Here is a 24,652-nt window from a genome sequence, read left to right as displayed (position 1 = left end):
CCTTACCGCCCAGGCATCAGAGCCATCGCCCGGAAATCCTTCGGCGACTGCTCGTAGTGCTTCTTGAATGCCCGGCTGAAATGCGCCGAGTCGGTGAATCCCCACTTGTAGGCAATCGAGGTGATCGACTCGCGCTTGAGGAACGGGTTGGACAGGTCATCCGCGCTGCGCTTGAGGCGTGAACGCTGGATGTAGCGGCAGACGCTGTCGCCCTCCTCCTCGAACAGACGGTACAGATGACGCACCGAGATGCTCAGGCGCTCGGCCAGGTTTGCCGGGGTCAGGCCCGGCTGGCCCAGCGACTCGTCGATGACCTTCTGCACGTAGCCGCGCAGGCTGGCGCCGCTGAGCCCGGCGAGGGATCCGGGATTGTCGTCACCACGCTCGAAACCTGGCTCCAGCAAGGCGATGAACGCCGCCTGCAGTGCCTCGCCCTGGGTTTCCCCGGCCTCGTCGCCTTCGCGGCACAACTGGTCCATCAGCAGGTGCAGCATGCGCCCGCAGGCGTTGGTCGAGGAGATCTTGCCGAAGGTCGCGCCCTGCCCGGTCACGTGCTTGCGCACCTGCTCGCGAGACAATGACAGCGAGACATGCTCGATCAGGCCGAACGGGGTGATCTCGCATGGGCCCACCGAGTCCATCAGCAGCAGTTCGCCCGGCGACAGCTGGATGCTCACGCCATCCTGGGTGATCTGCGAGTAACCCATGCGCTGGCTGACCAGGAAGCAATGCTGGTCGTCGTCGCGGTCGGGGTTGTCGCCCAGGCGGCGGATAGTGCCGGCGTTGGTGCGCAGGTTGGCCAGGGCCAGGCCGGCGCGGTTGTAGGTCGAGATCTCGCCGATGAACAGCGAGCGGTTGAAGGCCAGTTCGGTCTGGAACCGGCCGCAGACCTTCTGCATGGCCGTGGTCCAGCGCTCCAGGCCGTCCAAGGCGGGTCTGGCGTTGCACTGAGTGACGGGCTGGGGCATGGCAACCTCCACACGCGGGCGTTGTTGTTATGCGCTAATTGTTAACATGTTATCAATGAGCGTACAACTGTCATTATTTGCCGGTGTTGGCAGCAGGTTCCGTGCCAGGTGAATTGAGCAAGACACAAGGCCGCAAAGCGGCCCCTGGCTCTACAGGTCGCTCAGCATCAGTTGCAGCGCATCGAAAGCTCGCCAGAGATGCTTGCGCTGCTCAATGTCGAGGGGGATGTAGCGGCGAAACGCGGGCACCCGATTGACCACCTCGCTGGCGCCCATATGCTCCAGGGTTACCCGCCACTGACCGTCGCGGCACTCGATGGCCAGGCGCTTGAAATCCAGCGGCATCAATACAGCCTGAGCACGCCCGAGGCGCTCGCGCAGCGCTTCGAACAGCACCTGATCGCCGCCCCGCAGGCGGCATGCCAGCCCCGTTCGGCGCAACGCCCCGGTATGGTGCAGTTCTACCCGCACCGCGCCCTGCCCCAAGGCAGGCACCTGCAGGATGAACTCGCACAGCACCAGATGCATCAGCAGATGGCTCTCAGTGCGCTCGCGCACTTCGATCCGAGGGCCATCTTCGCGGTAGGTAAACGATGCTGCGGATTGCAAATCCGTCAATCCCAGGTTTCGCCACACCCGCTGCAAGGTCGCCCCAGGCCGATAACCGGCCGGGGTGCGTGGGCCGGTCAGGCGTTCAAGCCAGCTTGCCGACATGGCGCACCTGCTCGTGGTGAGAATGACCGGGTTCGGCGGCGAACTCCTTCTCCAGCACGTCCTCGACCCGCGCCGGGCGGAACGGGTTGACCTTCTGCACACACAGCGTCCAGAACAGCGCGTAGGCCGCGGTGGCGCCGAGCATCACGGCGAACGGCACGTAGACATCGGCCGGGTTCATGCCCGGCGGGGTGATGAACCACATGCCCAGCAGTATGCCGATGCTGGAGACGATCTGCGGCAGCGGGAACCACGGCGAGCGGTAGGCGCGTGGCAGGTCCGGCCGGCGGATGCGCAGGATCACCACCGACAGGGTCACCAGCAGGTACGCGGTGCTCCAGGCGCACACCGCCGCCAGCACCAGGTGCAGGATATTGTCGGTGTTGCCGCCCAGGTACCAGGCGTGCAGGCACGGGATCAGCGCCACCACCAGGATGCACAGCAACGGCGTCTTGAACCGTGGGTGCAGGTAGGTGAACACCTTGGGCAGCGCCCCGTCCACCGCCATGCCGTAGAGAATCCGCGGCACCCCGGCCATCAGCGTGTTGATGGTGGCGGCGCCGGCGAACAGGAAGCCGATGCCCAGCCACACCGGGCCAATATCGCCCATCACCTGCTCGGCGAAACGCGGGATGGCCATGGGCGTGTCCAGCAGGTGCACGCCGCTGGCGGCGTCAAGCACGACGTTCTCCACCTGGCGCTTCATCGCCGCGCCGTAGATGAACATGCAGCTGGCCACGCCGAACAAACCCAGGGCCATGGCCTTGGGCATGACCCAGGCCGAGCGGCGCAGTTCCGGGGCCAGCGGGGTGACGAATTCGCAACCGACGAACATGAACATGGCCATGCCCACCAGCGACAGAATGGTCATCAGGTCGGTGCCGACCAGCGACACGCCGAACGGCCCGTCCAGCTCCACGGCGGGCGCCGCGATCAGGCCAAGCACGCCAAACACCATCAGCGTGGTCCACATGCCGAAGGTCAGCACCACTTCGGCGCGGCCAAAAGCGCTCACGCCGAAAGCGTTGAGCACGCCGAACACCAGCACGAAACCCACGCCCAGCAACCACGAACCACCGGCCGACTCGGCCAGGGTGTTGAGGTGCTCGAAGTTCACCAGGGCCATGACCCCGGAGAGGATGGTCTCGGCGGTGCCGGCGAACACATGCACGATCAGGTACGCCGACAGAGTGCCGGTGATGGCGAAGAAACGGCCCAGGCCGCAGTTGATGTAGTCGTAGACGGAGCCGGTGGTCGGCAGGATCGCCGCCGCCTCGGCGAAGGTAGTCGACTGCGCCAGCATCATCACCGCGGCGATCACCATGGCCACGGCGAAGGCGCTGCCGCCGATGCCGAAGCCCATGGTCGCGGTGAGGATCACGGGGCTGGCCATGATCAGGCCGACGGTGCTGGCCAGCGCGGTGGGGAAGCCGACGCTGCCACGGTTGAGGTGCTCGGTGAGCTTATTGTTGATTGTCATGGGTGGGCCCTGGGTGGACGAGGGAAAGATTCTTCCCTGTCACTTTGCGGCCTGCACCCGGGCGGGTCTTGCCACTGCCTGCCGCAGGGCTTGATCCGTGTTGCCAGGTGCTTGGCGATAGTCTTGCAGCGCTCTTGAGATCGAGCGCCGCGCGGGCGGCGCTCGATCTCACAGGCACTGCAACTCTAGTGTCGAATACCTCGAACCAATTACCCCTGCGCGCAACGGTCCATCACCCCATGCGGCAGAACCCTGGAATAGGCCCCCTGGTGATAAAGCAGCGGGGCATGCCCCAGGTCGTCGAACGCCAGCACCCGGCCAATGAGAATCCAGTGATCACCGCCATCGATCTGCTGGAACTTCTCGCAACGAAAGCGCGCCGAACAGCCCGGCAACAGGGGCGCGCCGCCCTCGCCGGTCTCATGCTCGATACCGGCGAAGCGGTCTTCGCTGGGGCGGGCGAAGGTGTTGGACAGGTCGATCTGGTCGGCGGCCAGCACGTTCACGGCGAAGTGCCCGGCGGCCTCGAACACCGCATGGCTGCCGGAGCGCTTGTCGATGCTCCAGAGCACTAGCGGCGGGTCGAGGGATACCGAGTTGAAGCTGTTGGCGGTGACCCCGACCTTGCGCCCCGAGGCGTCGGCGGCGGTGATCACGGTGACGCCGGTGGCAAAGTTGCCCAGGGCGCGGCGGAAGGCGCGGCTATCGAAGGGAGTGGACATGCAAGGCTCCATCATTGTTGTTGGGCTAGGCTGGGGCGCCAGCCATGTTCATCGGCTGAAGCTCAGGTCATCGCCGGATCCGGCTCCAGCCCCATCAACTCGCGCCCGAGGATCTGCGCGCAGACGTCGTAGTCGGTGTAGGCATGCGCGCCGGTCATGTGCGCATCGCGGAACAGCCGCTGCAGTTCGTTACCGTCAAACCAGGCGCCGCCGCCAGCCGCCTCCATCAGCCGATCCACGGCCTGGATGCACAACTTGACCGCGTAGCCCTGGTTGGTGCGCCAGTACGTAAGCTCGGTGCGGGTCGGGTATTGGTGCCGGGCGCTGTACTCGGCGATCTGCTCCCAGCTCTTTTCCAGCAGCGCCCGCGCCGCGGCGACCTGGTGGGTGGACTCGGCCAGGCGCATCAGCGCCGGGGTGGCCGCGCCGACGGCGGCGCCGGTGTAGGCGCGCACGCGGTTGCGGGTCTTGTCCCTGAAGACCTCGAGCATGCGCTCGGCGATGCCCAGGCTGACCGTGGAGAACCCGCTGGCGAAGTACGGGCGGTAGGGGTTGAAGTAGATCGCGCTGTCCGGGTATAGCCCGAAGCCCGCCGACTGGCCCTCCATCATGTCCCTGGCCTTCTGGATACGGTGTTCGGGCACGAAGGCGCGCTCGACGATCAGCGTGCGGCTGCCACTGGCGCGCATGCCGGCGGCGAACCAGTCGTCGCGGATCTGGTAGTCGCTGCGCGGCAGCACGGCGAAGCAGTAGTCCTGGCCGCCCTCAGGGTTGGCCCGGCGAAAGCCCATGATCGCCCACTCGGCGTGGTCGCAGCCGCTGCTCCAGCCCATCTCGCCGCTGAACAGCACGCCGCCCTCGACCTCCTCGGTGCGACCGAACGGGGCGATGCTGCTGCTGGCGGTGGCGTCCGGGTCACGGCCCCAGATCTCGTCCTGCAAGCGTGCCGTGAACATCGCCAGCTGATGACTGTGGGTGCACAGCAGGCTCATAGCCCAGGCGGTGCTGGCGCAGGCGCCGGCCAGCGCGGCGATGCATTCGGCGAACTGTGGCAGGCTTATTTCCAGGCCGCCGTAATGCCTGGGCAGGAAGGCCTTGTGCAGGCCAATGGCCTTGAGCGCGGCGATATTCTCGACGGGCACGCTGCGCTCGCGCTCGGCCTGGTCGGCGCGAGCGGCGATGGCCGGCAGCAGGGGCTTGAGGTCTTCGAGCAGGGAATTTGGCTTTTTCATGGTCTGGCTCATTGTTATTGGACCCTGGCGAACGCTGCCCGGAATGGGCCGCTCACTGATGAATGCCGGGTCAGTATGGGAGCCGTGGCCGAGCCGGAAAATGCAACTTCCGCACCTCGGATTGCACTTTTCGTGGCACCTGGCAGACAGGGTCATGGGGGCGGCATGGGCAGACAAGATCACCAGCGTGTCGGGCTTTAATCTGGGGGAAATCAGGCCGCAATAAGGCCCATCGCGGAGCAAGCCCGCTCCCACGAAGCCCTCGGCAAACCACCCGGAGCCCTGCCATGAGCGACATCGCCCTCCTCCCCAGCGTCAGCGCCTTCCTGGCCCGTGACCACGGTCTGTACATCCATGGCGCATCGGTCGCCAGCCAATCCACCGCCCGCATCACCGTGCACAACCCGGCCAACGGCGAAGCCATCGCCCAGGTCGCCGACGCCAACCTGGCCGACGTCGAGCGCGCCGTCGAATCGTCCCGCAAGGGTTTTGCCAGCTGGTCGCGCACCAGCCCCGCCGCCCGTGCCGCGGTGTTGTTCCGCCTGGCCGACCTGCTCGAGGCCAACCGCGAGGAGCTGGCCCAGCTGGAAACCCTGCAGTCGGGCAAGCTGATCGGCATCGCCCGCGCCTTCGAGGTGGAACAGGCCGCGCACTTCCTGCGCTATTACGCCGGCTGGGCCACCAAAATTACCGGCCAGACCATCACCCCATCCCTGCCCTCCTTCGCCGGCGAACGCTACAGCGCCTTCACCCTGCGCGAGCCGGTGGGCGTGGTGGTGGGCATCGTGCCATGGAACTTCGCCACCATGATTGCCCTGTGGAAGCTGGCCTCGGCCCTGACCACCGGCTGCAGCATCGTGCTCAAGCCCAGCGAGTTCACCCCGCTGACCCTGCTGCGCATCGCCGAGCTGGCCAGCGAGGCCGGCCTGCCGCCGGGCGCGCTCAACGTGCTGACCGGCGCCGGCCAGGTGGGCAAGGCGCTGGTCGAGCACCCTGGCACCGATAAGGTGTCGTTCACCGGCTCCGTGCCCACCGGTATCGCGGTCGGCCAAGCGGCCATGGGCGCCAAGCTGACCCGGGCGACCCTGGAGCTGGGCGGCAAGAACGCGGTGGCGTTCCTGCCCGACGTCGCCGTCGACAAGGCGGTGGACGGCATCATCGAGGCCGGTTTCCTGCACTCCGGGCAGATCTGCGCCGCCGGCGAGCGTTTCTACGTCCATCGCTCACGCCTCGACCCGCTGCTCGAGGCCCTGTCCCAGCGCTTGGGCCAGCTGAAGATCGGCTCGCCGCTGGACGAAACCACCCAGTTCGGCCCGGTGGCCAACAAACCACACCAGCAAAAGCTCGGCGAGCTGTTCGCCACCGCTCGTGCCGAGGGCAACCGCATCGTCCATGGCGGACGCCTCGGCGAAGGTCCGGGCTGCTTCGTCGAGCCCACGGTCATCCTTGCCAACAACGCAGGTGACACCCTGCTCAACCAGGAAACCTTCGGCCCGGTGGCGACCTTCCTGCCCTATGATCATGAACACGAACTGATCCAGCTGATGAACGCCTCACCCTACGGCCTGAGCGCGAGCCTGTGGACCAACGACCTGGGCAAGGCCATGCGCCTGATCCCGCAAATCCAGGCCGGGACCTTGTGGGTCAACATGCACACCCTGCTCGACCCGGCGGTGCCGTTCGGCGGCATCAAGGCCTCGGGTATCGGCCGCGAGTTCGGCTCGGCGTTCATCGACGACTTCACCGAGCTGAAGTCGGTGATGATCCGCTACTGATCATGGCCAGTGCCAACCACGACCTGGGCCGCTACTGCCTGCAGGCCTTCAGCCAGCAGGTGCCGGCCTCGTTGGCGGCGTTCTACCACATCGATGCCGGGCAGCAGGCCTGCGACTTCCTGTTGCAGGACCTGCAGGCACCGATGCATGCCCGCTACCTCGAGCACTACCGGGCTTTCGACCCGCTGCAGCCCGGACGCTGCCTGGCCATCGGCCGCCCGGTGGTGTCGCTGCGCCAGGGCCTGGCCCGCCTGCCCGAAGCTCAGGGCCAGATCTACCAGTGTTTCCTCGCGCAACATCAGGTGGTGGACGTGGTCGAGATCATCGCCCAGGCCGATGGCCGCCCCGTGGCCGGCGTCTCGCTGCTGCGCTGCGCCAGCCTCGGTGAGTTTCGCGGCGACGAACTCGAACGCCTGCTGCCCCTGCACGGGCTGATGCAGCTCGCCGTGGCCAGCCAGCCGCTGGCGTGCGCCCCCGCGTCCGTCGAACTGACGCCACGGGAACGGCAGATCGCCGAGCTGCTGCGCCAGGGCAGCAGCAACAAGCTGATCGCCCGCGCCCTGGGCGTCGGCCTGCCGACGGTCAAGACCCACCTGATCAACCTGTTCCGCAAACTCGGCGTGCGCAACCGCACCGAGCTGGTGGCCAGCCTCTACCTGTGACTCAACCTTACGGTTGATACCGTCGCCCGACGCGCCGTTGCACCCTGTGGCCACCCCAACCACAGGAGTCACCGCCATGCCCAATACCGCCGACTGGATCACCGTGGGCGCCCTCGCCGATGGCTTCGCGCCCGAAGCCTTCATCCTGCCGCAACTGGCCGACCTGTCCGGGCGCACGCTTACCCTGCACTTCGCCAATGGCTGGGTCATCGAACACCGCTTCGACAGCGAGCGCCTGCACTGGCGCGCCGCGGACGGCCACAGCAGCGGCAGCGCCGGCTACCGGGCGACTTCGGTACGCCCCGGCATCTACCTGGTCGACTTCATCAAGCACGAGGCCGGCCAGGCCTGGTCGGTGTCGCTGGTGCTCGACACCCTAGAGCACGCCTTCACCGCCGTGCTCGGGCGCCTGCCCGACCAGGCCCGGACCCAGCGCGGCCTGTATGCCCTGGCCCTGGCCGGCGAAGCCCTGACTGGCGTCGAGGCCAGCTTCCTGCACGGCAGCCTCGACCGCCCCTGGCAGGCCGGTGCCTGTCCCCACGCGCCGACCACCGAGCTGGTCGGCCTGCGCAACCACTACCGCTACAGCCCCACCGAGGAGTACGAGCACATCTACCTCAATGCCAACTACTACAGCTGGCAGTGCCTCAAGGGCGTCGAGCAGGGGCTGTGCGACACCGACCGGGCGTACTACTACAAGATCGCCGAGCAGCTGTACCTGTTCGTCTGGTGCGAGAAGATCGTGCCCACCCTGGGCCTGGTGATGATCGACCTGGCGCGCCACCGCAGCGACGGCAAGATCTTCGGCTACCAGGGTGGCGGCTTCGATGCGCTGGCCAACTTCCCGGTGTCGTCCCACTGCCGGGTGCTCAATCGCACGGAGCATGCGCAGTGAACCGCAGCGTGCTGATTACCGGGGCCGGCAGCGGCATCGGTGAAGCCTGCGCCCTGCGCCTGGCCCGCCAGGGCTGGCGGGTGGCGCTGGTGGGCCGCCGCCGCGAGGCGCTGGAGCGCGTCGCGCAGCGGTGCGATGGCCTGGTGCTGGCCGGCGATGCCGCCGACAGCACCACCTGGGCGGGTTTCATCGAGCAGGTGCGCGCCCGTTTCGGCGGCCTCGACGCGGTGATCGCCTGCGCCGGCGGCCACGGCCTCGGGCGAGCCGAGCAAACCAGCGACGATGCCTGGCGCGAGGCCCTGCGCAGCAACCTCGACAGCGCCTTCCACACTGCCCGGGCCTGCCTGCCGTTGCTGCGCGAGCGGCGCGGCAGCCTGGTGCTGCTGGGCTCCATCGCCTCGCTGGCGGCCGGTCCCGAAGTCTGCGGCTACACCACCGCCAAGCACGCCCTGGTCGGTCTGACCCGCTCGCTGGCTCGCGACTACGGGCCGTTCGGCGTACGGGTCAACTGCGTCTGCCCAGGCTGGGTGCGCACGCCCATGGCCGACCAGGAGATGCAGCCATTGATGGATCACTACCAGGAAGACCTCGACGCTGCCTACCGCCGCGTCACCGCCGACGTGCCGCTGCGCCGCCCGGCCAGCAGCGACGAGATCGCCGCCGTGTGCCAGTTCCTGGTCGGCGTTGAGGCCAGCATCGTCACCGGCGCGGTGATCACCGCCGATGGCGGTTCGACCGTGGTCGACGTGCCGACCCTGGCCTATGCCCGCCTGGAGCCGTCGGCATGAACGCGCGCTACGACTTCCAAGGCCGCACGGTGCTGGTCACCGGCGCGGCCGGCGGCATCGGCCAGGCCATCGTCGAGGGTTTCGCCCGTGGCGGCGCCCGGGTGCTGGCCGTGGATCTTGATCCGCAGGCGTTGCAGCGCCTGGTCGAGGATCAGTTGGCGTTGGGCCACCAGGTGCGTGGGGAGATGCTCGACCTGGCCGAACCCGGCGCGACCCGCGCCTTGCTGGCCGGGCTGGAACGCCTTGATGTGCTGGTGCACAACGCCGCCTACTTCCCACTCACCGCATTCGTCGAGATCGACCCGGCCCTGCTGCAGCGCACCCTGGCGGTGAACCTGGGCGCGTTGTTCTGGCTCACCCAAGGCGCCCTGCCGCTGTTCCGCCGCCAGGGTGGCGGATGCGTGCTGGCCACCTCGTCGGTGACCGGTCCCCGGGTGGCCTATCCAGGCCTGAGCCACTACGCAGCGTCCAAGGCCGGGGTCAATGGCCTCATTCGCAATGCCGCGCTGGAACTGGCGCCGTTCAACGTGCGGGTCAACGGCGTGGAACCGGGGATGGTGCGCACACCGGCCATGGACAACCTCGGCGATACCACCCTCAACGCCCGGATCGCCGCCGGCGTGCCCCTGGGACGGCTGGGCGAGCCGGCCGATATCGCCGGGGCGATGCTGTTCCTGGCCTCTGACGCTGCCCGCTATATCACCGGCCAAACCCTGGTGGTCGACGGCGGCGCCACCTTGCCGGAGACCGCCGCGCGCCTGTGATGGCGGCGACAGGCAAGGCCGCTGGCAGCCACGGGCAAGACCACCGCCAGCGTTCCACGCGCTAATAACCCGTCGCCTTTCGACACTGCCTCCACAACGACGCGGCACTCAAGACCGCACACAACAAACGAGGATCGATCCATGCGTCTCACCCCACGTCGCACCGCAATGGCCACGGCCCTGGCCCTGCTGGTGCATGGCCAGGCCAGCCCGGCCTATGAGCTGTACGCCGACGATGACAGCCACCTGAATGCCGACTTGCTCGCGGTCTGGGGCATGTTCAATAGCCGCCACAACTACGATGGCACCCCCGGCGGCTCGACCTGGCGCGAAGGTTTCATCAAGTACGGCCTCAGCGGCGACCAGGGCCTGGGCGGCAACGGCTCGCTGTACGGTGCCCTCAACTGGGTCAGCTCCGGCGCCTGGGGCGACGGCGACGCCGGCGGCAACCAGGACGGCTCCGAACGCACCACCAAGATCGAGGACGCCTACCTGGGCTGGCGCTCAGGCGACCTGTTCCCGCTGCTGGGCAAGGATGGCGTGGACTTGTCCGGCGGCCGCCAGGTGATCCGCCTGGGCAGCGGTTTCCTGATCAACGATGACGGCCCCAACCTGGGCAAGGGCCCGGCCGATGGCCAGCTCAACCGCGGCGGCGGCTTCTACCTGGGCGCGCGCCACGCCTTCGACCGCACCGCGGTACTGCGTCTGGGCGGCAAGGAAGGGCTGCATGGCAGCGTGCTGTGGCTCAAGTCCGACAACCGTGCCCAAGCCGAAACAGAGCTGGCGGCCGGTACCCTGGACTACACCCATGACCTGGGCACCCTGGGCCTGACCTATATCCACGGCATCGACGTGGCCGACCAGTGGGCCAGCGAGTTCCAGAAGGGCCGCGAAGGCATGGATGTCTACAGCCTGCGCGGCGAAGGTGACGTCGGGCTGGAAAACACCCGCTTTGCCTTCGAGTATGCCTGGCAGGACACGCGCGGCGGCCGCGAGACCGCCTGGTACGCCGAGGCCAGCCATACCTTCGCCGAGGCCCCGTGGGCACCGCAGCTGACCTACCGCTACACCCGCTATTCGGCGGGCTGGGACCTGCTGTTCACCGGCCTGTCCAGCGGCTACGGCACCTGGATCCAGGGCGAGGTCGCCGGCAACTATGCCGGGCCGTTCAACACCAACAGCGGCGTCCACCATGTGGGCCTGAAGGCCACGCCACGGGACGACCTCACGGTCGGCGCGCTGTTCTTCGACTTCGACACCGTGCGCAGCCGCGACACCCTGAAGCTGGATGCCCAGGAGCTGGACCTGTATGTGGAGTGGGCGGTCAACGAGCACCTGATCGTCATCCCGCTGCTGGGGCTGTTCAAGCCACGCAAGGATCAAAGCAATGGCGGCAACCAGGTGGGAAGCGGGACCAACGTTTACAGCCAGCTGACGGTGGCGGTGCCGTTCTGACGGGCAGTCCTTTCAAGGTGTACAACGTTGGTTTTGCAGCGCCTGCAAGATCGAGCGCCGCCCGCGCGGCGCATCGCGACGCAAGGCCGCTCCCACATCTGTTTCGGGCCAGTCAATCCTGTGCCATGACCTTGTCCGCCTTGTTGGTCCGACTCGGTTTCAGCGTGAGCCCCACTGCTGTCCCACTTGACTCAAGGCATGGGCCAAGGCAGATAACCATGGCCTGACAGGTGTGGGAGCGGCCTTGTGTCGCGAAAGGGCTGCGCAGCAGCCCCAGGATCCATCAGCCCAACAGAAGGCGCAGGTCTGCGCCCACTTCAGCCAACGGCGGGCACCAGTAGTACCCCCCCGTCAATGGCCGGCTGAAGCGGTACAGGCCATCGACCACGCCATCCTCGAGCCCACTCATGCGCCGCAGCTGTACCTCGAAGGCATCCAGCGAGAAGCCCAGGGCGACGAACGCCAGGCCTGCGCCACGCTCGTCGGTCCAGGCCACCGAGCGACGCACCATGAACGCCTCCGGCGCGAAGCTTTCCTGGGCGGTGCGCTTGACGTGGGCCGACTCGGGCGCGTCGTCGAGCTCTTCGTTGTCACTCAGGCGGCGACCGATGATGTTGTCCTGCTCAGCCTGGGGCAACGACTTGAAGTACTCCAGGTCGTGCTTCCACAGCTGGAACGCGGCGAAGCTGGAACCCGCCAGTCCAGGCTGATCGCCCGGTACGATGGCGGCGGTGACGGCGTCTTCGTCCACCGGGTTTTCGGTGCCGTCTTCGTAGCCGGTCAAGTCATGGCCGCCCCGGTGCAGGAAACCATCGACGCTGTCGACCAGGCGCAGCGCCGGAGCCAGCGCCTGCTGCAGGGCCTGGGCGCGCAGGAACAACTCGCCGCGCTCGGCGCCGCGCAGCCACAGCCACAGGGCGTGCTGGGTCGCCGGGTTCTCCACCGCCGCATCCAGTTGCGGGAAGCTGCGCAGGCCCGGCACTTCGCGGCCCAGGGCCTTGGCCAGCGGCGCGCCGATGCCCAGGATCAGGCGCTGCCCATCGACCTGCGGCAACAGCTGGTCGAGGACGGCGGGCAAGGCCTCGAGCGAATCGAGGGCGAAGAACAGGTGACGGGCATGGGCCGGCACCGGGGTGGCAAGCAGACCTGGCTGGAACGGCATGACAGGCGAATCCTCGGCAAAAGCGCGAATGCTACTGCGCCGGGCGATGCATCGCAACGCGACACAGGGCCGCTCGCCCCGGTAACAATCGGTTACCAAGGCGCGCCGTTTGCGATTAGCTATCGTTGCGCCACCCCCTACACTCCTCGGAATCCTTCGCCCGAGAGACCGCCCATGACCGCCTCCCCGCTGCTCACCGCCCTCCTGCCGCTGGCCCTGGGCATCATCATGCTCGGTCTGGGCCTGTCACTGACCCTGGCCGACTTCGCCCGGGTGGTGAAGTACCCCAAACCGGTGGTGATCGGCCTGGTCTGCCAGATCCTGCTGCTGCCGCTGGTGTGCTTCCTGATCGCCAACGGCTTCGGCCTCGAATCGGCACTGGCGGTCGGCCTGATGCTGCTGGCCGCCTCTCCGGGCGGCACCACCGCCAACCTGTTCAGCCACCTGGCCCATGGCGACGTGGCGCTGAACATCACCCTGACGGCGGTCAACTCACTGATCGCCATCCTGACCATGCCGCTGCTGGTTAACCTGTCGCTGATCTGGTTCATGGAATCGGACCAGGCCATCCCGCTGCAGTTCGCCAAGGTCATGCAGGTGTTCGCCATCGTCCTGTTGCCGGTGGCGCTGGGCATGCTGATTCGCCACTGGACGCCGCGTTTCGCCGCGCGCATGGAAAAACCGATGAAGATCGTCGCGGCGCTGTTCCTGGCTTTCACCATCGTCCTGGCCCTGGCCAAGGACTGGCAGACCGTGGTCGAGTACGCGCCGATCGTCGGTGGCGCCGCGCTGCTGTTCAACCTGCTCAGCCTCGCGGTGGGCTACTGGGTGCCGCGCCTGCTGAGCATCCCGAAACGCCAGGCGATCGCCATCGGCATGGAAATCGGCATCCACAACGGCACCCTGGCGATTGCCCTGGCCCTGAGCCCGACGCTGCTCAACAACGCGACCATGGCGGTGCCGGCAGCGATCTACAGCCTGATCATGTTCTTCACGGCGGCGGGGTTTGGCTGGTGGGTGAGTCGAGGGCCTCGTCGCGAGGACGTCGCGGTCGAGACCGTCAATTGAAAACATCGCGGGGCAAGCCCGCTCCCACGAGTACCGTGGGAGCGGGCTTGCCCCGCGATAGGGCCATCAGCCCCGCCGCCGCTTCAGCTGTCGCTTCAGCACCCGCAAGGGCGGCGCGTAGAAGAACCCGAACGACACGCTGCCCTGGCGCCCCTTCACCGCATGGTGCAGGCGGTGCGCCCGGTACAGGCGCTTGAGATAGCGGTTGACCGGCTTTGGCGCGCGGGGCCAATGCCGGTGGAAGAAGCCATCGTGGGCCAGCACATAGGCCACGCCATACCCCGCCACCCCGGCGCCGACCCACTGCAACGGCGCATGCCCGGCCTTGCCCAGGGCCACCAGCGCCGTGGCGATCAAGCCCAGGGCCAGCAGGTAGCAGTCGTTGGTCTCCAGCATGCCCAGCTGCGGCTCGTGGTGCGAGCGGTGCAGCCACCAGCCCCAGCCATGCATGACGTACTTGTGGGCCAGCGTGCCGACGCCCTCCATGGCCACCAGGGTACCGAACAGCACGGCGAGATTGAACAACATGGATCGGTCCGGGGGTTTGGCAACGAAAGGCGCAAGGGTACCATTGCCGCCAGGTCATTCGGAGGGATTTTCCATGAAGGATGTGCACACCGCGGCCAGCACCGGCTACACCCGCCAGTCGAGCAACTATGAGCAGGGCCGGCCTGATTACCCCAGCGCCTTGCAGGGCTGGCTGCGCGACACCCTGGGCATCGGCGCAGGTACCCCGGTGCTCGACCTGGGCGCCGGCACCGGCAAGTTCACCCGCCTGCTCGCCGCGCTGGCGCCACGCCTGACTGCGGTGGAGCCGGTGGCTGCCATGCGCGAGCGATTCAGCGAGCGCCTCCCCGAGGTTCCCGTGCTCGAAGGCACTGCTCAGCACATCCCGCTGGCCGACGCCAGTCAGCAGGTGCTGGTCTGCGCCCAGGCTTTCCACTGGTTCGCCGATGCCGACGCCCTGCGCGAGATGCACCGGGTGCTGGCGCCGGGCGGGCGCCTGGGGCTGATCTGGAACGTACGCGACGAAACGGTCGACTGGGTGGCGCGGATCACCGAGATCATCACCCCCTACGAGGGCAACACCCCGCGTTTCCATACGGGTCGCTGGCGCGACGCCTTTGCGGGCAGCCGCTTCAGCGCGCCGCAACTGACCACCCTGCCCCACGTCCATGAAGGCAGTCCGCAAACGGTGATCCTCGAGCGCCTGCGCTCGGTCAGCTTCATCGCCGCCCTGCCCCAGGCCGAGCAGGACAGGGTCATGGCCCGGTTGCAAGACCTGATCGACAACCACCCGGCGCTCAAGGGCCGTGAGCGTGTCGCCTTCCCGTACCGGACCCAGGCCTACGTCTGCCGGCGCCTGGCGTAACGCAATTGTCATGATTCACGCCTTGACCCTGCGCGGGTCGAGGCGTATGGTCCGCCGCGCATTCAAGCATCCCCCACACAGGAGTCCCCTGCATTGGACAGTAGCCCCAGTCGATTGCGACAGGCCCACACGGCGAGCTAGTCCGGCAGCGTTCCTGCCACTGTCTCGCCGCACACGGTAGACGGTGGTTCCCTTCGGCCCTGCGGGGCTGAACATTCCGCCTTCCTTTCCTGCCCTGCCACCTGGCTAGGCGCGTGGCCCTGCGCATTCCTCGCTTTCATTCGCGTCGTCTGCGGTCGGCGCTCGTGCGGGCCATTGCCCGCGGAACGGAGTTCGCTATGGATTGGAAAATCTTTCTGCTGCGCGTCAGCGTAGCCCTGCTGCTCGGCGCCCTGATCGGTGCCGAGCGTCAACTGCGCCAGCGTCTGACGGGCCTGCGCACCAACGCCCTGGTCAGCACCGGCGCCTGCTTGTTCGTGCTGATGACCCAAGCCGTGCCGGGCATGGCGCCCACCGATGCCTCGCGCATCGCCGCCTATGTCGTATCGGGCATCGGCTTTCTCGGCGGTGGCGTGATCATGCGCGACGGCTTCAACGTGCGCGGCCTGAACACCGCCGCCACCCTCTGGTGCACCGCCGCGGTCGGCGTGCTGTGCAGCCTCGGCCTGCTGCTGGAGGCGTCGTTGGGCAGCCTGGTGGTGCTGTGCGCCAACATCCTGCTGCGCGACCTCGCCCAGCGCCTGGACCGCCAGGACGTGGTGTCGGCCAGCGAGGTCGAGCAGCGCTACGAGGTGCGCATCGTCTGCCGCGCCGAGGACGAGATCCAAGTGCGCAGCCTGATGCTGCACAGCCTCAGCGACCCAGGCCTGCGCCTGCAGTCACTGCACAGCGAGGACCTGCCCGACCCGGCACGCCTGGAAGTGCGCGCCGAACTGCTCGGCACGCCGCAGGCGCCGACCCAGCTGGAGCGTCTGGTCGGGCGGGTGAGCCTGGAGAAAGGTGTCAGCGCCGTGCGCTGGCAGTTGCAAGCCCAGGGTCTGCCCACTGACTAAACGTCGTCACGCACGTGCCGTTCGCGCAGCTCCTGGCGCTCCTTGGCCTCGACGCACAGGGTCGCGGTGGGCCGCAGCAGCAAGCGGCGCAGGCCGATCGGTTCACCGGTTTCCTCGCACCAGCCATAATCGCCACGGGCCAGGCGCTCCAGCGCCTGGTCGATCTTGTCCAGCAGCTTCTTCTCCCGCTCCAGCGAGCGCAGTTGCCAGTGGCGCTCCTCCTCGGCGCTGCCGATGTCGGCGGGGTCGCTGTGCACTTCCTGTTCGCGCAGGGCGCGGAACTCCTGCTCGATGCGCGTCTGCAGCTCGCCGCGCTGGGTCAGCAGCAGGTTGCGGAAGAACTGGCGCTGGGGTTCGTTCATGTAGGCAGTGGCGGGTTGTTGCAGCAGTTGCTCTTCAGTCATGGGGGTCACTCCGGGACACTGGGGGCGCCTTGCGGCCTTTTCGCGGCATGGAGCCGTTTCGACGGGATCTGGGGGATTCAGCGGTCGAACATCAAGGGCAAGCCCTGGCATTGGTCACGTACCCGCCCCTGGTGCCAGGCCAACTGTCCGGACACCACCGTGCTGCGCACCACATGGTGGAAGGCGCGCTGCTGGAACGGCGTCCAGCCGCAGTGCGCCAGGATCGGATCGTCAGCGACAGCCCGTGGGCTGGCCAGGCGCTCGACGATGGCGAAGTCCGCCCAATACCCCTCGCGCAGGAAGCCGCGTTCGCGAATGGCGAACAGTTCGGCCACCGCGTGGCTGGTCTTGTTCACCACCTGGGCCATGCTCAGCAGCCCCTCGCTGACCAGCTCCAGCGCCGCCGGCAAGGCATGCTGCACCAGCGGCAGCCCCGATGGCGCGCGGGTATACACGCGGCGCTTTTCCTCCAAAGTGTGCGGCGCATGGTCGGTGCCGATCACATCGATGCGGTCGCGGGCCAGGGCCTTGCGCAGGGCATCGCGGTCGGTACCGGTCTTGATCGCCGGGTTGCACTTGATCAGGTGACCGAGGCTGGCGTAGTCGCTGTCGTCGAACAGCAGGTGGTGCAGGCACACCTCGGCGGTGATGTGCTTGCCGCTCACCGGGCCCGGCGTGAACAGCGCCAGCTCGCGCACCGTGCTCAGGTGCAGCACGTGCAGGCGCGTGCCGAAGCGCCGGGCCAGCTCCACCGCCAGGCTCGAGGAGCGGTAGCAGGCGTCGGCGTCGCGGATCAGCGGGTGTGCGGCGGGGGGAATGAACTCACCATGGCGGGCCCGCCACCAGCCCTCGTTCTCGAGGATGCTCGGAGTGTGCTCGCAGTGGGCCAGGACGAGGGTCGGCGCATAGACGAAGAGCTTTTCCAGTACCTGCGGGTCGTCCACCAGCATGTCGCCCGTGGAGGCGCCCATGAACACCTTGATCCCGGCCACTTCGCGCGGATCGAGGGCAGCGATGGTGTCGAGGTTGTCGCGGCTCACGCCGAAATGGAAGCCGTAGTTGGCCCGCGAACTCGCCGCCGCCCGCCGCTTCTTGTCGGCCAGCGCTTCCAAGGTCAGGGTCGGCGGGTTGGTGTTGGGCATGTCCATGTAGCTGGTGATGCCCCCGGCCACCGCCGCCCGCGACTCGCTGGCGATGCTGCCCTTGTGCGGCGCCCCCGGCTCGCGAAAATGCACTTGGTCGTCGATCATCCCCGGCAACAGCCAGGCGCCCTTGGCATCGATCTCCAGCGTCGCCCGGGCATTGCCGAGGCTGCCGGCGATCCGCTCGATGCGCCCGTGGCGCACCAGCAGGTCGCCTTCGAACTCGCGCCCTTCATTGACCAGCCGTGCGTTGCGCACCAGCAATGTGTCCATGTTCAGAACTCGTTCTGCAGAGCCTTGTAGCCCTGGACCAGGTCGATGTTGGTGCGCGCCACGTCCTCGGAGAACTCCGAGGCCGACACGCTGACCGGCGGGTAACGCTCCAGGTCGGTGTGCGGGCCGATGTGCTCGGTGGGCGGCACATAGAAGCGCGGCGGCAGGTCGCGGCCATCGACCACCGAGTTGTGCCGCACCACGCTGCCGTCGCCGACCTTGCAGTTGAACAGCACGCTGTTGAAGCCGATGAACACCCGGTCACCGACCTCGCACGGGCCATGCACGATGGAGCGGTGGGCGATCGAGCTGTACTGGCCGATGCGCACCGCCGCGCCGGACTTGGAGTGGATCACCACGCCGTCCTGGATATTGGAGTTGGCACCGATGACGATCGGCTGCATGTCGCCGCTGCCATCCACCTCGTCGGCGCGGATCACCGCGTAGGGGCCGACGAACACGTTGTCATGGATGATCACCTTGCCGCAAATGATGGCGGTGTGGTCGATATAGGCCGACTCAGCAATTTGCGGGAGATGGCCGGAGGGGTTTCTGCGAATCACGGTAAGGGCCCTGCAAGGAAGGAAGATCTGAATGTTACGTTATAACATTAACAATGCAACACCTCCTCACACCGATCTGGCAAACTCCGCCTACCTGCGTGACAACGCGCGGGCGCATTATCGCACCTACAGGTCCTGATCCCCCATGCGTATCCGCCCCACCCTCGTCAGCGACATCCCCCTACTTCCCGCCCTGGAACACTCCGCGGCCCAGGCTTTCCGGCAATTGCCGCACCTGACCTGGCTGGCCGACAGCGATGTGCTGAGCGAAGCCGAACACCTGGCGTTCGTCACCGAGGGCGGCAGCTGGGTTGCCGTGGATGATCAGGACCGGCCGCTGGGTTTTCTCTGCGCCAGCGCCACAGGCGACGCCCTGCACATTCACGAGTTGTCGGTCCGCCAGGAAGCCCAGGGCCAGGGCCTGGGGCGTGGACTGCTGGACCAGGCGCGGGCGGCCGCGCGCCTGGGTGGCTTGCCCTGGCTGACCCTGACCACCTTCGACGATGTCCCCTGGAATGCCCCGTTCTACGCCCGCTATGGCTTCGAGCGCATCCCAGCGTCGCAGGTCGATACACGGCTGCAAGGCATCCTCGCCGGCGAACTGGCCCATGGCCTGGGCAACCGCTGCGCCATGCGCCTGTCGCTCGGCGTTTGAGCGATGTTTTCATCCAGCCGGCCATTGACGTAGAGTCGGATCACCCGTGGTAACGGACAACCCGATGGACAAGTACGCCCCCCGCCAGTGGCTCCCCCACGAGAAGCCCAGCCTGCCCGGCTCGCCCTCGACGCCGCTGCACGCCCCGGCCAAGCGCCTGGCCTACGGCTTGGTCGGCCTGCTGGTGGCCATCACCGGCGGTCTGGGCAACGCCCTGGTGGTTGCCAACCTGCCGTTCCTGCAGGGTGCGCTGGGGGCCACCAGCGCTGAAATGGCCTGGTTGCCGGCCGCCTTCGTGATGACCAACGTGTCGATGAACCTGCTGCTGGTGAAGTTCCGCCAGGAGTTCGGCCTGCGCGCGTTCACCGAGGTGTTCCTGATGCTTTATGCCCTGGTCACCCTCGCCCACCTGTTCGTCAACGACCTCAACTCGGCCATCGCCGTGCGCGCCGCCCATGGCATGGTCGGCGCAGCGCTGAATTCGCTGGGCCTGTACTACATGATCCAGGCCTTCCCCGCGCAGTGGCGGCTCAAGGCGATGGTCCTGGGTTTGGGCGCCTCGCAGCTGGCGGTGCCACTGGCCCGGGTATTCTCCGAAGACCTGCTGCAGATCGCCGAGTGGCGCGGACTGTACCTGTTCGAGCTGGGCCTGGCCCTGACCGCGCTGGGCTGCGTGCTGCTGCTCAAACTGCCCCCCGGTGATCGCTTCAAGACCTTCGAACCCCTGGATTTCCTCACCTTCACCCTGATGGCCAGCGGCACCGCCCTGCTCTGCGCGGCGCTGTCGCTGGGACGCATCGACTGGTGGCTGGACGCGCCGTGGATCGGCGTCGCCCTGGCCGCCGCCATCGCCCTGATCCTCTCCGGCCTGACCATCGAGCACAACCGCAGCAACCCGTTGCTGATGACCCGCTGGCTGGGCAGCGGCGCGATCATCCGCCTGGCCCTGTGCGTGGTCCTGATCCGCATGGTGATCTCCGAGCAGTCCACCGGCGCCGTGGGGTTTCTCCAGGCGCTGAACATGGGCAACGAGCAGATGCGCGCGCTGTACGCGGTGATGCTGTTGGGCGCGGTCACCGGGCTGGCCACCAGCGCCCTGACCATCACCCCCCAGCACCTGGTGCTACCGCTGTTCATCTCCCTGGCCGCCATGGCCACCGGCGCCTTCATGGACAGCACCTCGAGCAACCTGACCCGTCCGGCGCAGATGTACCTCAGCCAGTTCCTGCTGGCCTTCGGCAGCACCTTCTTCGTCGGCCCGTCGATGGCGCTGGGCATCGGCCATGTGCGCGCCAACCCGCGCAACCTGGTGAGCTTCTCGGTGCTGTTCGGTATCTGCAACAACCTCGGCGGACTGATTGGCTCGGCGTTGCTGGGCACCTTCCAGACCGTGCGCGAGAAGTTTCATTCCAGCCAGTTGATGGACCGCCTGAGCGCCCTGGAACCCCTGGTCAGCGCCCGCGTGCAGGGCGGTGGCGCCGGTTACGCCGGGGTATTGGCCGACCCGGCGCTGCGCAACGAGGCCGGCATGCGCCTGCTGGCCAACGCCGCGACCCGGGAGGCCAACGTGCTGGCCTACAACGATGTGTTCATGCTGATCGGTACCATCGCTATCCTGACCATGATCTGGATCTTCATTCGCAGCCTGTACCTGCGCTACAGCCACTCCACCAGCGGTGCTTCAAGCCGATGACCCAAGAGACGCCAACGACCACCACCACCGCCCTCGCCGAAACCCCGGAAGGCACGCCGCCGCCCAGCGAACCGACCAGCCCGGCGCGCACCCGGCGGGTGCGCCTGCTGTCGTCGCTGAGCTTCGCCGCCGTGGCCCTGGCCGGTATCCTGCTGGTGCTCTACGCCTGGCGCCTGCCACCGTTCAGCAGCGCCATCGAGAGCACCGAGAACGCCCTGGTGCGCGGCCAGGTGACGATCATCGGGCCACAGCTGGGCGGCTATATCGTCGAGGTGCCGGTGCACGACTTCCAGTTCGTCAAGCAGGGCGACCTTCTGGTACGCCTGGACGACCGCATCTACACCCAGCGCCTGGCCCAGTCCATCGCCCAGCTCAAACAGCAGGAAGCGGCGCTGGCCAACAACCTGCAGCAACGCAACAGCGCCGAGGCCGGCATCGCCCAGCGCCAGGCCGCGATCAGCGACGCGGCAGCCCAGGCCGACAAGGCCAAGGCCGACCTGCAGCGCAACCAGGCGCTGGTCAGCGATGGCTCGGTGTCACGCCGCGAACTGGACCTGAGCCGCGCCAGCCATGCCGCCGCCGTCGCCAGCCTGGCCCAGGCCAGGGCCGCGCTGGAAATCGCCCGCCAGGATCGCGAGACGGTGATCGTCAACCGCGCTGCGCTGCAGGCTTCGGTGGAGAATGCCAAGGCCGCCGTGGAGCTGGCCCGCATCGACCTGGACAACACTCGGGTCAAGGCGCCGCGCGACGGCCAGTTGGGGCAGATCGGCACCCGCCTGGGCGCCTACGTCAACCCCGGCGCGCAGTTGATGGCGCTGGTGCCGGACACCTTGTGGGTGATCGCCAACCTGAAGGAAACGCAGATGGCCAACGTACGCATCGGCCAGCCCGCCACCTTCACCGTCGATGCGCTCAACCACCTGAAGCTGCGCGGCCATGTGCAGCAGATCTCGCCGGCCACCGGTTCCGAATTCGCCCTGCTGCAGGCCGACAACGCCACCGGCAACTTCGTCAAGATCGCCCAGCGCATCCCGGTGCGGATCACCGTCGATGACGATCAGCCCGAGGCCAGGCAACTGCGGCCGGGGATGTCGGTGGTGGTGAGCATCGATACCCGCCAGGCGCAGTGATCGGCGGCATCAGAACCGCTCCGCCACCATCTTGAACGGATAAGGCCGCGCCTTGTACTTGCCGATCTTGCCGCGCTTGGGCAGCGACACCTTGTGCTCTTGGCTGAGGTCCTTGTAAGGGATCTGCTGCAACAGGTGGCTGATGATGTTCAGCCGCGCCTTGCGCTTGTCCTCCGAGCGCGCCAGGTACCACGGTGCCCAGGATGAGTCGGAGGCGGCGAACATGTCATCGCGGGCACGGGTGTAGTCGTCCCAGCGGGTGTAGGACTTGACGTCCATCGGCGACAGCTTCCACAGTTTGCGACCGTCGCTGATGCGGTCCTGCAGGCGGCGGGTCTGTTCCTCGGCGCTGACTTCGAGCCAGTACTTGATGAGGATGATCCCCGACTCGACCATCATCCGCTCGAACATCGGCACCACGGTGAGGAACTTGTGGGCCTGCTCGTCGCTGCAAAAGCCCATCACCCGTTCCACCCCAGCGCGGTTGTACCAGCTGCGGTCGAAGATCACCACCTCGCCCGCCGCCGGCAGGTGGGTCAGGTAGCGCTGCGCGTACATCTGGGTCTTCTCGCGCTCGGTGGGCGCCGGCAGCGCCACCACGCGGAACACTCGCGGGCTCACGCGTTCGGTGATGGCCTTGATGGTGCCGCCCTTGCCGGCGCCATCACGGCCCTCGAAGACGATGCACACCTTAAGGCCCTTCTCCACCACCCACTGCTGGAGCTTGACCAGCTCGACGTGCAGCCGCCGTAGCTGCGCCTCGTAGGTCTTGCGTCCGAGTTTCTCCGTGGCGTCACCCTTGCGTTTCTTCCCCTCGCCCTTGGCCATCGGCGGCTCCTCTGTGCTCGTTGCAGGTCTGTCCGTTGACGGCTGCCCGAAGGTGCCGGAGCGGACCCGAGGAGTATGGATGAGCATCGGCATTTTGCCGGAACTGGCGCAACGCGGGCCTTGCCAAACAGCGCACAGCGCCGAGGATATGTCGTCTTGCCATGATTGCGGGGGCTCTGGCCCGCGGGTTCTAATCCTGTACCAGCCGGCCTGGCCGGCGCGCAACCCTGCAACTGGCAACTCAAGGAAGCCTTACAATGGACAGGAAGATCATACCGCTGGCACTGCTGGCGACCCTGGTCGGCTGCTCGGACGGCCAACAGCCCGACGAAGCCGAGCTGCGCCAGGCCGCCCAGGCCTACCTCGACACCCGGTACCCGCACTGTTTCGTGATCAGTGCCTTCCCCACCCGCACCCGTGACTTCGATGTGGAGGGCACCAACAAGGCCTTGCACGCCCTGGCCCGGGTCGGGGTGGTCAGCGAGCGGGAAGTCGCCCGTACGGAGGTGCCGGAGCGCCTGTGGCAACCAGCGCGCACTGACATCTACTACGCCTATGACCTGACCGACGAGGGCCGGCGTTACTACAAGGCCGACGCCCGGCCCAGGGCGAACGGCGCCAGCACCGGCGGGCTGTGCTTCGGCAAGGCCCGAGTCACCGCCGTCAAGGGTTTCAGCGCACCTGTCGAGCACAATGGCCGACGGCAGTCCCAGGTGACCTACAGCTACCAGGTCACCGAGCTGCCGGTATGGGCCAGTGACGCGGCGGTCCAGGCCAACATCGCCGGGCTTGGGCTGGCGGCGGGCAGCTCGGCCAAACCGCTGGAGGAAACCCGATCCATGGTGCTCACGGCTCAGGGGTGGGTGCACGAGCAGTTGCTGGCCAACTGAACGGGGTGTGTTAATCCTGGGAAAATCCGTGGCCTCCATTCTTGCCTCGATCCGGCTGCCAGGGTGGCCGGTTTCAAGGTCAATCAATGGAGGTTTTCCGGTGAACAAATCCTTAGCATCTGTGCTCGCACTTTTAGTAATGATCTGGGCGGGTTCGGCTTTTGCGGAAGGTGGTGCTGATCGCCTCAAGGAACGGAGCGATCAGTGGGCGCTGCAGCGGCAGCAGGCTGAGCAGGTTGCCCAGGGGGGCGTGCCCTTGTCGGATCAGTCGCGGGGTGGGCAGCAGCAGGGGCTTGGGAGTGACGATAAGCCTTCCAGTTGATTAGGTTCGGGTTCGGGTTCGGGGAGATTGTTTTGATTTTTGTATGCGCATTCGTAGGTGATGTCGACATTTAGTCACCTTTTCGCCTTTACGGCGACCTACTTTTCTCTAGGGAAAAGTAGGCAAAACCGTTCCGCTCCGTTCATCCGGCCCCTGCGCTACGCTCCGGGGTTCCCTCGCTCCGTTCTTGCTCCCGGGAGGACCGCGCTGAACGCCCCATCCTGGGGCGCAGCGCTTGACGGCCATCCATGGCCGTCACCTCCCTTCGCAAGAACTCCGCTCGGCCTCCTGAAGTCGCAATTGGTGGCGCCTGAACTACCGCGCGCTTAGAAGCAAGAGCAAGAGCAAGAAGCGCGAAGTTAGTTGTTTTACTATTAGTTATGTATTGACTGTTCCGGCCCTTTCGCGGGTCAAGCCCGCTCCTACAGGGTTATATATAACGACGACTATTGCGTGGGAGCGGGCTTGCCCCGCGAAACGATCGAAAGATTAATAAATCTCCAACTAGCGACAGCTGCGCCAGTTCAGGCGCCGCCCGTAACTTCGCGACTTCAGGAGGCCGAACGCAGGACTTGCGGAGGGAGGTGACGGGCATGGATGCCCGTCAAGCGCTGGGGCCCAGGATGGGCCCTGCAGCGCGGTC

General features: G+C 66.9%; 23 protein-coding genes and 1 pseudogene. 13 read left to right on the top strand and 11 right to left on the bottom strand.

The features are described 5' to 3' along the window. Positions 1-2: 2 nt before the first annotated feature. The 5 genes and pseudogenes from feaR to AC25ND_RS09185 all read right to left on the bottom strand — a co-directional run bounded on the left by feaR (position 3) and on the right by AC25ND_RS09185 (position 5,116). Complete coding sequence (gene feaR / locus AC25ND_RS09205) at positions 3-968, bottom strand: transcriptional regulator FeaR (protein WP_083242056.1); 966 nt, start codon at positions 966-968, stop codon at positions 3-5. Between the two features lie 150 nt (positions 969-1,118). Further along, the gene (locus AC25ND_RS09200; RefSeq protein ID WP_051555606.1) at positions 1,119-1,682 is read right to left on the bottom strand and encodes a DUF3156 family protein; all 564 of its coding nucleotides are present in this window, start codon (positions 1,680-1,682) and stop codon (positions 1,119-1,121) included. Continuing rightward, positions 1,663-3,162 carry an APC family permease gene (locus AC25ND_RS09195; RefSeq protein ID WP_028688783.1) on the bottom strand — a complete coding sequence of 500 codons (1,500 nt, stop codon included), beginning with the start codon at positions 3,160-3,162 and terminating at the stop codon, positions 1,663-1,665. Before AC25ND_RS09195 ends, AC25ND_RS09200 begins: the two co-directional genes overlap by 20 nt. A gap of 212 nt (positions 3,163-3,374) precedes the next feature. Further along, a pseudogene (locus AC25ND_RS09190) lies at positions 3,375-3,884 on the bottom strand (flavin reductase family protein); the annotation flags it as partial. 62 nt (positions 3,885-3,946) lie between these two features. After that, complete coding sequence (locus AC25ND_RS09185; protein WP_288522053.1) at positions 3,947-5,116, bottom strand: p-hydroxyphenylacetate 3-hydroxylase oxygenase component; 1,170 nt, start codon at positions 5,114-5,116, stop codon at positions 3,947-3,949. Positions 5,117-5,403: 287 nt separating this feature from the next. Between AC25ND_RS09185 and AC25ND_RS09180 the strand changes: the two genes are divergently transcribed. From AC25ND_RS09180 to AC25ND_RS09155, 6 genes are all read left to right on the top strand, one after another. Continuing rightward, positions 5,404-6,891: an aldehyde dehydrogenase family protein gene (locus tag AC25ND_RS09180; protein WP_486976245.1), complete on the top strand. Its 1,488-nt coding sequence runs from the start codon at positions 5,404-5,406 to the stop codon at positions 6,889-6,891. Next, entirely contained in the window at positions 6,891-7,553 is a 663-nt protein-coding gene (locus tag AC25ND_RS09175; protein WP_373875705.1) for a helix-turn-helix transcriptional regulator, read from the top strand. Before AC25ND_RS09180 ends, AC25ND_RS09175 begins: the two co-directional genes overlap by 1 nt. Before the next feature lie 76 nt (positions 7,554-7,629). Beyond that, positions 7,630-8,448 carry a molybdenum cofactor biosynthesis F family protein gene (locus AC25ND_RS09170; RefSeq protein WP_182324641.1) on the top strand — a complete coding sequence of 273 codons (819 nt, stop codon included), beginning with the start codon at positions 7,630-7,632 and terminating at the stop codon, positions 8,446-8,448. Continuing rightward, the gene (locus AC25ND_RS09165; RefSeq protein ID WP_236248128.1) at positions 8,445-9,236 is read left to right on the top strand and encodes an SDR family NAD(P)-dependent oxidoreductase; all 792 of its coding nucleotides are present in this window, start codon (positions 8,445-8,447) and stop codon (positions 9,234-9,236) included. The genes AC25ND_RS09170 and AC25ND_RS09165 overlap by 4 nt, the downstream gene beginning before the upstream one ends. After that, positions 9,233-10,000 (top strand): SDR family oxidoreductase, encoded by a 768-nt coding sequence (locus AC25ND_RS09160; RefSeq protein WP_486976244.1) that lies wholly within the window; start codon positions 9,233-9,235, stop codon positions 9,998-10,000. Before AC25ND_RS09165 ends, AC25ND_RS09160 begins: the two co-directional genes overlap by 4 nt. A gap of 168 nt (positions 10,001-10,168) precedes the next feature. Then, positions 10,169-11,455: an alginate export family protein gene (locus AC25ND_RS09155; RefSeq protein WP_486976293.1), complete on the top strand. Its 1,287-nt coding sequence runs from the start codon at positions 10,169-10,171 to the stop codon at positions 11,453-11,455. 283 nt (positions 11,456-11,738) lie between these two features. Here the strand turns inward: AC25ND_RS09155 and AC25ND_RS09150 are convergent, their stop codons facing one another. Then, positions 11,739-12,617 (bottom strand): Dyp-type peroxidase, encoded by an 879-nt coding sequence (locus AC25ND_RS09150; RefSeq protein ID WP_486976243.1) that lies wholly within the window; start codon positions 12,615-12,617, stop codon positions 11,739-11,741. A 174-nt stretch (positions 12,618-12,791) separates the two neighbouring features. Here AC25ND_RS09150 and AC25ND_RS09145 point away from each other — a divergent pair, with 174 nt between their 5' ends. Beyond that, complete coding sequence (locus tag AC25ND_RS09145; protein ID WP_186596046.1) at positions 12,792-13,685, top strand: bile acid:sodium symporter family protein; 894 nt, start codon at positions 12,792-12,794, stop codon at positions 13,683-13,685. 66 nt (positions 13,686-13,751) lie between these two features. On the opposite strand, the gene AC25ND_RS09140 is transcribed toward AC25ND_RS09145, so the two are convergent. Further along, positions 13,752-14,213 (bottom strand): sterol desaturase family protein, encoded by a 462-nt coding sequence (locus AC25ND_RS09140; RefSeq protein WP_062362186.1) that lies wholly within the window; start codon positions 14,211-14,213, stop codon positions 13,752-13,754. Between the two features lie 73 nt (positions 14,214-14,286). Here AC25ND_RS09140 and AC25ND_RS09135 point away from each other — a divergent pair, with 73 nt between their 5' ends. Next, complete coding sequence (locus AC25ND_RS09135) at positions 14,287-15,057, top strand: class I SAM-dependent methyltransferase (protein ID WP_069016861.1); 771 nt, start codon at positions 14,287-14,289, stop codon at positions 15,055-15,057. A 338-nt stretch (positions 15,058-15,395) separates the two neighbouring features. Further along, positions 15,396-16,109, top strand: coding sequence for an MgtC/SapB family protein (locus AC25ND_RS09130; RefSeq protein WP_062362182.1), 714 nt, complete (start codon positions 15,396-15,398; stop codon positions 16,107-16,109). On the opposite strand, the gene dksA is transcribed toward AC25ND_RS09130, so the two are convergent. From dksA to AC25ND_RS09115, 3 genes are all read right to left on the bottom strand, one after another. Then, positions 16,106-16,513, bottom strand: coding sequence for an RNA polymerase-binding protein DksA (dksA, locus tag AC25ND_RS09125; RefSeq protein ID WP_028688769.1), 408 nt, complete (start codon positions 16,511-16,513; stop codon positions 16,106-16,108). The genes AC25ND_RS09130 and dksA overlap by 4 nt on opposite strands. Before the next feature lie 77 nt (positions 16,514-16,590). Then, entirely contained in the window at positions 16,591-17,928 is a 1,338-nt protein-coding gene (locus AC25ND_RS09120; RefSeq protein ID WP_062362180.1) for a dihydroorotase, read from the bottom strand. Between the two features lie 2 nt (positions 17,929-17,930). Further along, positions 17,931-18,491: a gamma carbonic anhydrase family protein gene (locus AC25ND_RS09115; RefSeq protein WP_062362175.1), complete on the bottom strand. Its 561-nt coding sequence runs from the start codon at positions 18,489-18,491 to the stop codon at positions 17,931-17,933. 145 nt (positions 18,492-18,636) lie between these two features. Here AC25ND_RS09115 and AC25ND_RS09110 point away from each other — a divergent pair, with 145 nt between their 5' ends. The 3 genes from AC25ND_RS09110 (at position 18,637) to AC25ND_RS09100 (ending at position 21,969) form a co-directional block, all read left to right on the top strand. Then, positions 18,637-19,146, top strand: a complete 510-nt coding sequence (locus AC25ND_RS09110) for a GNAT family N-acetyltransferase (protein WP_182324645.1) — start codon at positions 18,637-18,639, stop codon at positions 19,144-19,146. Positions 19,147-19,210: 64 nt separating this feature from the next. After that, on the top strand, positions 19,211-20,839 hold the full coding sequence (locus AC25ND_RS09105) for an MFS transporter (protein WP_486976242.1): 1,629 nt from the start codon (positions 19,211-19,213) through the stop codon (positions 20,837-20,839). Beyond that, positions 20,836-21,969, top strand: coding sequence for an HlyD family secretion protein (locus tag AC25ND_RS09100; RefSeq protein ID WP_028688764.1), 1,134 nt, complete (start codon positions 20,836-20,838; stop codon positions 21,967-21,969). The genes AC25ND_RS09105 and AC25ND_RS09100 overlap by 4 nt, the downstream gene beginning before the upstream one ends. 9 nt (positions 21,970-21,978) lie before the next feature. Here AC25ND_RS09100 and ppk2 read toward each other — a convergent pair whose 3' ends face one another. Next, positions 21,979-22,797, bottom strand: a complete 819-nt coding sequence (ppk2, locus tag AC25ND_RS09095) for a polyphosphate kinase 2 (RefSeq protein WP_062362170.1) — start codon at positions 22,795-22,797, stop codon at positions 21,979-21,981. Between the two features lie 257 nt (positions 22,798-23,054). Between ppk2 and AC25ND_RS09090 the strand changes: the two genes are divergently transcribed. Beyond that, a complete protein-coding gene (locus AC25ND_RS09090) occupies positions 23,055-23,687 on the top strand; it encodes a hypothetical protein (RefSeq protein ID WP_028688762.1) in 633 nt (210 codons plus the stop codon). Positions 23,688-24,652: the final 965 nt, after the last annotated feature.

It is taken from the genome of Pseudomonas sp. P110(2024), from assembly GCF_057480795.1.
This window is presented reverse-complemented; position numbering and strand designations above follow the sequence as displayed.

Bases quoted from the DNA above. Each gene is read 5' to 3' on its own strand.
- AC25ND_RS09150 (WP_486976243.1), bottom strand. From the start codon at position 12,617: ATGCCGTTCCAGCCAGGTCTGCTTGCCACCCCGGTGCCGGCCCATGCC.
- AC25ND_RS09200 (WP_051555606.1), bottom strand. From the start codon at position 1,682: ATGTCGGCAAGCTGGCTTGAACGCCTGACCGGCCCACGCACCCCGGCC.
- AC25ND_RS09105 (WP_486976242.1), top strand. From the start codon at position 19,211: ATGGACAAGTACGCCCCCCGCCAGTGGCTCCCCCACGAGAAGCCCAGC.
- AC25ND_RS09130 (WP_062362182.1), top strand. From the start codon at position 15,396: ATGGATTGGAAAATCTTTCTGCTGCGCGTCAGCGTAGCCCTGCTGCTC.
- AC25ND_RS09155 (WP_486976293.1), top strand. From the start codon at position 10,169: ATGGCCACGGCCCTGGCCCTGCTGGTGCATGGCCAGGCCAGCCCGGCC.
- AC25ND_RS09160 (WP_486976244.1), top strand. From the start codon at position 9,233: ATGAACGCGCGCTACGACTTCCAAGGCCGCACGGTGCTGGTCACCGGC.
- dksA (WP_028688769.1), bottom strand. From the start codon at position 16,513: ATGACTGAAGAGCAACTGCTGCAACAACCCGCCACTGCCTACATGAAC.
- AC25ND_RS09185 (WP_288522053.1), bottom strand. From the start codon at position 5,116: ATGAAAAAGCCAAATTCCCTGCTCGAAGACCTCAAGCCCCTGCTGCCG.
- AC25ND_RS09140 (WP_062362186.1), bottom strand. From the start codon at position 14,213: ATGTTGTTCAATCTCGCCGTGCTGTTCGGTACCCTGGTGGCCATGGAG.
- ppk2 (WP_062362170.1), bottom strand. From the start codon at position 22,797: ATGGCCAAGGGCGAGGGGAAGAAACGCAAGGGTGACGCCACGGAGAAA.
- AC25ND_RS09110 (WP_182324645.1), top strand. From the start codon at position 18,637: ATGCGTATCCGCCCCACCCTCGTCAGCGACATCCCCCTACTTCCCGCC.
- AC25ND_RS09120 (WP_062362180.1), bottom strand. From the start codon at position 17,928: ATGGACACATTGCTGGTGCGCAACGCACGGCTGGTCAATGAAGGGCGC.
- AC25ND_RS09195 (WP_028688783.1), bottom strand. From the start codon at position 3,162: ATGACAATCAACAATAAGCTCACCGAGCACCTCAACCGTGGCAGCGTC.
- AC25ND_RS09170 (WP_182324641.1), top strand. From the start codon at position 7,630: ATGCCCAATACCGCCGACTGGATCACCGTGGGCGCCCTCGCCGATGGC.
- AC25ND_RS09135 (WP_069016861.1), top strand. From the start codon at position 14,287: ATGAAGGATGTGCACACCGCGGCCAGCACCGGCTACACCCGCCAGTCG.
- AC25ND_RS09145 (WP_186596046.1), top strand. From the start codon at position 12,792: ATGACCGCCTCCCCGCTGCTCACCGCCCTCCTGCCGCTGGCCCTGGGC.
- feaR (WP_083242056.1), bottom strand. From the start codon at position 968: ATGCCCCAGCCCGTCACTCAGTGCAACGCCAGACCCGCCTTGGACGGC.
- AC25ND_RS09100 (WP_028688764.1), top strand. From the start codon at position 20,836: ATGACCCAAGAGACGCCAACGACCACCACCACCGCCCTCGCCGAAACC.
- AC25ND_RS09180 (WP_486976245.1), top strand. From the start codon at position 5,404: ATGAGCGACATCGCCCTCCTCCCCAGCGTCAGCGCCTTCCTGGCCCGT.
- AC25ND_RS09090 (WP_028688762.1), top strand. From the start codon at position 23,055: ATGGACAGGAAGATCATACCGCTGGCACTGCTGGCGACCCTGGTCGGC.